The following is a 7,839-nucleotide window of genomic DNA, read 5'->3' as shown; positions in this document are numbered from 1 at the left end:
CTCGGGTCCCGGCACGCCGCACGGGTGCGGATCACCGGCGCGGCCCGGCCGTTGCCGCCGGGCCTGGAGGTGGTGGCGCTGCGCGGCTGCCAGGAGGCGCTGGCGAACGTGCACAAGCATGCTCCGCCCGGCGCCGCGATCGACGTGGAACTCACCTACGTGGAGGGCGGGTTGCGCCTCGTCGTACGCGATGAGGGGCCCGGCTTCGACCCCGGGGCCCCGACCGCGGGGTACGGTCTGCGCGGGCTGCGGGCGCGGGCCGCCGAGGTGGGCGGCACGGCCACGGTCGACAGCGCGCCCGGTGCGGGCACCACGGTCACCGTCCGGCTCCCGGTACCCGAGAGGACCCTTTCGTGATCCGCATCCTGCTTGCCGACGACCATCCCGTCGTGCGCGAGGGCCTGCGCGCGATGCTCGACGCCGAACCGGACCTGGACGTCGTCGCGGAGGCGGCGAACGGACCGCAGGCCGAGGCGCTCGCCGCCCGGCACGCCCCGGACATCGTGCTGATGGACCTGCGGATGCCGGGCGGCGACGGGGTCGACGCCATCGTGCGCATGACGGCGGCCGGGCTCCGGTGCCGGATGATCGTGCTGACGACGTACGAGACGGACCGGGACATCCTGCGGGCCGTGGAGGCGGGCGCGGCCGGGTACCTGCTCAAGGACATGTCCCGGGCGGAACTGGCCGATGCGGTACGGGCCGCGGCGCGGGGCGAGACCGTGCTGGCCCCGTCCGTCGCGGCGCGCCTCGTGGACCAGCTGCGGACGCATCCGGAGCGGCCCCGGCTGTCGGAGCGGGAGACGGCGGTGCTGCGGCTCGTCTCCGACGGCTGTACGAACGCGGAGATCGGCCGGCGCCTGCACGTCGCCGAGTCGACGGTGAAGACGCATCTGCTGCGCGCGTTCGGCAAGTTGGGGGTGGACGACCGTACGGCGGCGGTGACGAGTGCGATGCGGTTCGGGCTGCTCGACTGAGGGAGCGGGGCCGCGGGGCGCTGCCCCGGACCCCGCTCCCTCTTCGTCCCGGAAAGGGGACCGATCAGCCCAGCTTGCCGCGGAGCACCTCGACGACCTGGTCCACCGCGACGGCGGACTGCTCGCCGGACTCCATGTCCTTGAGCTGCACGACGCCCTCGGCGAGGTCCCGCTCCCCCGCCACGATCGTGTACCGGGCGCCGCTGCGGTTGGCGTTCTTCATGGCGCCCTTGAGGCCCTTGCCGCCGAAGGAGAAGTCCGCCGAGACGCCGGCCTTGCGCAGTTCGGTCACCTTGGTGAACAGCACGCGCCGCGCCTCGTCGCCGAGCGGCACCGCGAACACGCTGGTGGTGGAGGGGAGTTCGAGCTCGATGCCCTCCGCCTCCAGGGCCAGCACCGTGCGGTCCACGCCGAGCGCCCAGCCGACGGACGGCAGCGAGGGGCCGCCGATCATCTCGGACAGGCCGTCGTAGCGGCCGCCGCCGCCCACCGCGGACTGCGAGCCGAGACCGTCGTGGACGAACTCGAAGGTCGTACGGGTGTAGTAGTCCAGACCGCGGACCAGCTTCTCGTCGTCCTCGAAGGCGACGCCCTCGGCGACGAGCAGCTCCCGCACCTGCTCGTGGTACGCCTTGCACGCGTCGCACAGGTAGTCGCGCAGCGAGGGCGCGCCCACGAGCTGCTTCTGCACGTCGGCCCGCTTGTCGTCGAGGACGCGCAGCGGGTTGATCTCGGCCCGGCGCAGCGTCTCCTCGTCGAGGTCGAGGCCGCGCAGGAAGTCCTGGAGCGCGGCCCGGTAGACGGGACGGCACTCCTTGTCGCCCAGCGAGTTCAGCAAGATGCGGAAGTCGCGCAGGCCGAGCGAGCGGTACGCCTGGTCGGCCAGGATGATCAGCTCGGCGTCCAGGGCCGGGTCCTCGGCACCGATCGCCTCGGCGCCGACCTGGGAGAAGTGCCTGTAACGGCCCTTCTGGGGACGCTCGTAGCGGTAGTACGAGCCCGAGTACCAGAGCTTGACCGGGAGGTTGCCCGCCTTGTGGAGGTTGGCCTCCAGGGCCGCGCGCAGCACGGATGCCGTGCCCTCGGGCCGCAGGGCGAGCTTGTCGCCGCCCTTGGTCTCGAAGGCGTACATCTCCTTGGTCACGATGTCGGTGGACTCACCCACACCGCGGGCGAACAGTTCGACGTTCTCGAAGCCGGGCGTCTCGACGTAGCCGTAGCCGGAGTTGCGCAGGGGTCCGGAGATCGCCTCGCGCACCGCGAGGTACTTCGCGGAGTCCGGCGGCAGCAGGTCGTACGTGCCCTTGGGGGCCTGAAAGGTGCTCACGGGAAAAGTCTCTTCACATTCCTCGTCGGGGGGCCCGAGGCGAGTCCCCCTGGCCGCTGGCCGCCACCTGCCGCAGATACGGATTGGTGGCGCGCTCCTGGCCGATGGTCGTCTGGGAGCCGTGCCCGGAGAGGACCACGGTCGAGTCGTCGAGCGGCAGGCACACACGGGCCAGCGATTCGAGCATGTCGTCCATGGAGCCACCGGGCATGTCGGTGCGTCCGATGGAGCCGGCGAACAGCAGGTCGCCCGAGAAGAACACCGACGGAACGTCCGCCGTCTCGGGCATCCGGAAGGCCACCGACCCCTTGGTATGGCCGGGCGCGTGCGCGACGGTGAGGTCGAGTCCGGCCAGGTTCAGCCGCGTACCGTCGGACAGTTCCCGCACGTCGTCGGGCTCCCCCACGGTGAGCTCGCCCATCAGCGGCATGCCGATGGAACGGCCGATGCCCTTCTCCGGGTCGCTCATCATGTAGCGGTCCGAGGGGTGGATCCACGCCGGTACGTCGTGCGCCCCGCAGACCGGGACGACCGAGGCGACGTGGTCGATGTGCCCGTGCGTGAGGACGACGGCGACCGGCTTGAGCCGGTGCTTCCTGAGCGCTTCCTCGACTCCCTCGGCGGCCTGGTGGCCCGGGTCGATGATCACGCACTCCTCACCCGCGGCGGGGGCAACCAGATAACAATTGGTGCCCCAGGCCCCGGCGGGGAACCCGGCAATCAGCACGATCGTCCTTCGTATGTCGTCGAAACAGCGGAATGCGGCAGATCAGAGCCTACCGGCGCTGCCGAATCCACAGCGACCCCATATACGGTACGGGGCACCAACCGATGGCCCGGCCCGCAAGAATCACGGTCACGAGACGTACGAGGAGAACACCCGGTGGTCACCAAGGATCAGCGGCAGCGTCAGCTCGCCCGGGAGAAGTTCCTGCGCCAGCAGCAGCGGCGTGAGTCCGCGCGACGCAAGGCGCGCACCCGCAACACCGTGATCGCCGCGGTGCTCGCGGTCGTCGTCCTGGGCACCGGTGGCGCGTACGCCGCCGGAGCTTTCAAGAGCGACGACAAGAAGGACACGGCCGGCGCGGAGCCGAGCACGAACCCTTCCGCGTCGAAGGCGCCGGACCCGTGCGAGAAGCCCGCCGCGGGCAAGGCGAAGACGGCCACCTGGAAGAAGGAGCCGGCCGTCAGCATCGACAAGTCCGCGAACTACACGATGAAGCTCGCCACGACGTGCGGTGACATCGGCATCGACCTGAAGGCGTCGGCCGCCCCGCACACGGTGAACTCGTTCAACTACCTGGCGGGCAAGGGCTTCCTCGACCACACCAAGTGCCACCGTCTGACCACCGACGGCATCTACGTCCTGCAGTGCGGCGACCCGACGGGCACCGGCCAGGGCGGCCCGGGGTACACGATCCCGGACGAGAACCTGAAGGACTCCTCCTTGAAGAAGGCGGAGAAGCAGCAGGGCACGCAGCTGTACACGTACCCGGCGGGCACCATCGCGATGGCGAACACCGGGAAGAAGCACACCGGCGGCAGCCAGTTCTTCCTCGTCTACAAGGACAGCAAGCTCCCGGCGACGTACACCCCGTTCGGGACCATCTCCGATTCCGGGATGAAGGTGCTGAACAAGATCGCGAAGGCGGGTGCGCAGCCCCCGGACCAGACCACCGGCAACACCGCGCCGAACGCGACCGTGGTGATCAACAAGGGGACCGTGACCAAGTCCTGACCTGCCCGCGGCCAAATTTCGGTCGCGCGGGATGCGGACAGCATCCCCGCCGGTCGCCTATGTTGGCCGTGACGAAACTGTGGACGATGCCCGGGGGCCCACGAGTCCCCCGCAGGCATCATGTGGAGGAGGCGCTGTGAGCAGCGACCCGTGGGGCCGCGTCGACGAGACGGGGACCGTGTACGTGCGTTCGGCCGACGGCACTGAGCGTGAGGTCGGTTCGTGGCAGGCGGGATCGCCTGATGAGGCCCTGGCCTACTTCAAGCGCAAGTACGACGGTCTGGTCGTCGAGATCGGGCTCCTCGAGCGCCGGGTACAGACGACCGACCTGTCGGCGAAGGACGCCTCGACCGCGATCGAGCACCTGCGCGCGCAGGTCACGGACGCGCATGCGATCGGTGACCTGGAGGCCCTCGGCAAGCGGCTCGACAAGCTCGTGGAGTCGGTCGAGTCGCGTCGCGAGGAGCGCAAGGTCCAAAAGGCCAAGCAGTCCGACGAGGCGCGGCACGCCAAGGAGGCGCTGGTCGTCGAGGCGGAGGAGCTGGCCCAGTCCGAGCAGTGGCGGGCGGCCGGCGAGCGGCTGCGTGCGCTGGTGGACACCTGGAAGGGTCTGCCGCGACTCGACCGCAAGTCGGACGACGAGCTGTGGCACCGCTTCTCGCACGCCCGGTCGGCGTTCTCGAAGCGCCGCAAGGCGCACTTCGCGTCCCTGGACGCGCAGCGCGAGGAGGCCCGCAAGGCCAAGGAGAAGCTGGTCGCGGAGGCCGAGTCCCTGTCGGCCTCGCAGGACTGGGGCGTCACGGCGGCCCGGTACCGCGAGCTGATGACGGACTGGAAGGCGGCGGGCCGGGCGCAGCGCGAGCACGAGGACGACCTGTGGAACCGCTTCCGCGGCGCCCAGGACGTGTTCTTCGCGGCGCGCAGCTCGGTCTTCGCCGAGCGTGACGCCGAGCAGGGCGAGAACCTCAAGCTCAAGGAGGAGCTGGCCGACGAGGCCGAGAAGCTCCTGCCGATCGGCGACCTCAAGTCGGCCCGTGCCGCCTTCCGTTCGATCAACGAACGCTGGGAGGCCATCGGCCACGTGCCGCGCGACGCCCGCCCGAAGGTCGAGGGCCGGATGCACGCGGTGGAGCGTGCCATGCAGGAGTCCGAGGAGGCCGAGTGGCGTCGGACGAACCCGGAGGCACGCGCGCGTGCCGCGGGTCTGACCGGCCAGCTGCAGACCGCGGTCGACAAGCTCACGGGCCAGATCGAGCAGGCCCGTGCGCAAGGCAACAACGCCAAGGCGGACAAGCTCCAGAAGGAGCTGGACGGCCGCCAGGCGCTCCTCGACTCGGCGCTCAAGGGGCTGGAGGAGTTCGGGGGCTGAGCCTTCGATCCCGTACGTGAGTGAGGCCCCCGGCACCGAGTGCCGGGGGCCTCACTCATGTGTCCGTGGGTCAGGGCCTGCGGGCCGACGTCACGCGGTACACGTCGTAGACGCCCTCAACTCCCCTGACGGCCTTGAGGACATGACCCAGGTGCTTCGGGTCGCCCATCTCGAACGTGAAGCGGGACGTGGCCACCCGGTCGCGCGAGGTCTGCACGGCCGCGGACAGGATGTTCACGTGCTGGTCCGACAGGACGCGGGTCACGTCGGACAGCAGGCGCGAGCGGTCGAGGGCCTCGACCTGTATGGCGACCAGGAAGACCGAGGACTGGGTGGGCGCCCACTCGACCTCCAGGATGCGCTCGGGCTCCCGGGACAGCGAGTCCACGTTCACGCAGTCGCTGCGGTGCACCGATACGCCGCTGCCACGCGTGACGAAGCCGATGATGGGGTCGCCCGGCACGGGGGTGCAGCAGCGAGCCAGCTTCACCCAGACGTCGTCGACGCCCTTGACGACGACGCCGGGATCGGCGTTCGCGCGGCGCTTGGAGCGCCCGCGCGAGGGCGGTGCGCTCTCGGCGATGTCCTCGTTGGCCGCCTCCTCGCCGCCGAGCGCCTGGACGAGCTTCTGCACGACGGACTGCGCCGTGACGTGGCCTTCGCCGATGGCGGCGTACAGCGACGAGATGTCGGGGTAGCGCATCTCGTGCGCGAGCGTGACGAGCGAGTCGCCGGTGAGGATCCGCTGGATCGGCAGGTTCTGCTTGCGCATGGCGCGGACGATGGCGTCCTTGCCCTGCTCGATCGCCTCGTCGCGGCGCTCCTTGGAGAACCAGGCCCTGATCTTGTTGCGGGCACGCGGCGACTTGACGAAGCCGAGCCAGTCGCGGGACGGGCCCGCGCCCTCGGCCTTGGAGGTGAAGACCTCCACCAAGTCGCCGTTGTCCAGGGTGGATTCGAGGGGCACCAGGCGTCCGTTGACGCGTGCGCCTATCGTCCGGTGGCCGACCTCCGTGTGCACCGCGTACGAGAAGTCGACCGGTGTCGCTCCCGCCGGCAGCGCTATGACGTCGCCCTTCGGCGTGAACACGAAGACCTCGTTGCGCGACAGGTCGAAGCGCAGGGACTCCAGGAACTCCCCCGGGTCCTCGGTCTCCTTCTGCCAGTCGAGCAACTGGCGCAGCCACGCCATGTCGTTGAGGTGGTCGTCCTTGCCGGTGGCCTTCGGCTGGTCACTGCGCACCTTGGAGGCGCCGGCGACGGCCTCCTGCTTGTACTTCCAGTGCGCGGCGATGCCGTACTCGGCACGGCGGTGCATGTCGAACGTGCGGATCTGCAGCTCGACGGGCTTGCCGTTGGGGCCGATCACCGTCGTGTGCAGCGACTGGTACATGTTGAACTTGGGCATCGCGATGTAGTCCTTGAACCGGCCGGGAACCGGGTTCCATCGCGCGTGGACCGTGCCGAGTGCGGCGTAGCAGTCCCGCACCGTGTCGACGAGGACACGGATGCCCACCAGGTCGTAGATCTCGGCGAAGTCGCGGCCTCGCACGATCATCTTCTGGTAGACGCTGTAGTAGTGCTTCGGGCGGCCGGTGACGGTCGCCTTGATGCGGGCCGCGCGCAGGTCGGACTGCACCTCGTCGGTCACTATGGCCAGGTACTCGTCGCGCTTGGGGGCGCGCTCGGCCACGAGCCGCACGATCTCGTCGTACATCTTGGGGTAGAGGATCGCGAAGGCGAGGTCCTCCAGCTCCCACTTGATGGTGTTCATGCCCAGGCGGTGGGCGAGCGGCGCGTAGATCTCCAGGGTCTCGCGCGCCTTCTTCTCCTGCTTCTCGCGCTTGAGGTAGCGCATGGTGCGCATGTTGTGCAGGCGGTCGGCGAGCTTGATGACCAGGACGCGGGGGTCCTTGGCCATGGCGACGACCATCTTGCGCACGGTCTCGGCCTGCGCGGCCTCGCCGAACTTGACCTTGTCCAGCTTGGTGACGCCGTCGACGAGGAGGGCGACCTGGTCGCCGAAGTCGCGGCGCAGGGTGTCCAGGCCGTACTCGGTGTCCTCGACGGTGTCGTGGAGCAGGCCCGCCATCAGGGTGGCCGGATCCATGCCCAGCTCGGCGAGGATCGTCGTCACGGCGAGCGGGTGCGTGATGTACGGGTCGCCGCTCTTGCGCTTCTGCCCGCGGTGCCAGCGCTCGGCGACCTGGTAGGCGCGCTCGATCTGGCGCAACGTCGACGTTTCGATCTTGGGATCGTTGCTGCGCACTATCCGCAGCAGCGGCTCCAGGACCGGGTTGTACGGGTTCGAGCGCTGCACGCCCAGCCGGGCGAGGCGGGCACGGACGCGGTTCGAGGAGCCGGAGCGCGACGCCGGCTGGTTCGCGGCGGCGCGGATCGCGGGCGGTGGCGTGGGACGCGGGTGCTC

General features: G+C 70.0%; 7 protein-coding genes. 4 read left to right on the top strand and 3 right to left on the bottom strand.

Annotated elements, in window-relative coordinates; translation table 11 throughout:
* On the top strand, window positions 1-357 hold a 357-nt coding region (locus G3I40_RS35055), incomplete at its 5' end, for an ATP-binding protein (RefSeq protein ID WP_239092126.1).
* Window positions 354-977 (top strand): response regulator transcription factor, encoded by a 624-nt coding sequence (locus tag G3I40_RS35050; protein ID WP_164558886.1) that lies wholly within the window; start codon window positions 354-356, stop codon window positions 975-977. The genes G3I40_RS35055 and G3I40_RS35050, both read left to right, overlap by 4 nt.
* Window positions 978-1,041: 64 nt before the next feature.
* Here G3I40_RS35050 and hisS read toward each other — a convergent pair whose 3' ends face one another.
* Together hisS and G3I40_RS35040 are read right to left on the bottom strand one after the other, a co-directional pair.
* The gene (gene hisS, locus G3I40_RS35045; protein ID WP_164558885.1) at window positions 1,042-2,304 is read right to left on the bottom strand and encodes a histidine--tRNA ligase; all 1,263 of its coding nucleotides are present in this window, start codon (window positions 2,302-2,304) and stop codon (window positions 1,042-1,044) included.
* 13 nt (window positions 2,305-2,317) lie between these two features.
* Complete coding sequence (locus tag G3I40_RS35040; RefSeq protein WP_164558884.1) at window positions 2,318-3,031, bottom strand: MBL fold metallo-hydrolase; 714 nt, start codon at window positions 3,029-3,031, stop codon at window positions 2,318-2,320.
* 156 nt (window positions 3,032-3,187) lie between these two features.
* Between G3I40_RS35040 and G3I40_RS35035 the strand changes: the two genes are divergently transcribed.
* Together G3I40_RS35035 and G3I40_RS35030 are read left to right on the top strand one after the other, a co-directional pair.
* Entirely contained in the window at window positions 3,188-4,042 is an 855-nt protein-coding gene (locus G3I40_RS35035; RefSeq protein ID WP_164558883.1) for a peptidylprolyl isomerase, read from the top strand.
* A gap of 136 nt (window positions 4,043-4,178) precedes the next feature.
* Window positions 4,179-5,411: a DUF349 domain-containing protein gene (locus G3I40_RS35030; protein ID WP_164558882.1), complete on the top strand. Its 1,233-nt coding sequence runs from the start codon at window positions 4,179-4,181 to the stop codon at window positions 5,409-5,411.
* A 70-nt stretch (window positions 5,412-5,481) separates the two neighbouring features.
* Here the strand turns inward: G3I40_RS35030 and G3I40_RS35025 are convergent.
* Window positions 5,482-7,839 (bottom strand): bifunctional (p)ppGpp synthetase/guanosine-3',5'-bis(diphosphate) 3'-pyrophosphohydrolase (locus tag G3I40_RS35025; RefSeq protein ID WP_164558881.1); only part of this gene is annotated, 2,358 nt, incomplete at its 5' end.

The organism is Streptomyces sp. SID14478 (assembly GCF_010548525.1).
In the GTDB taxonomy this organism is placed as follows: Bacteria; Actinomycetota; Actinomycetes; order Streptomycetales; family Streptomycetaceae; genus Streptomyces.
This window is presented reverse-complemented; position numbering and strand designations above follow the sequence as displayed.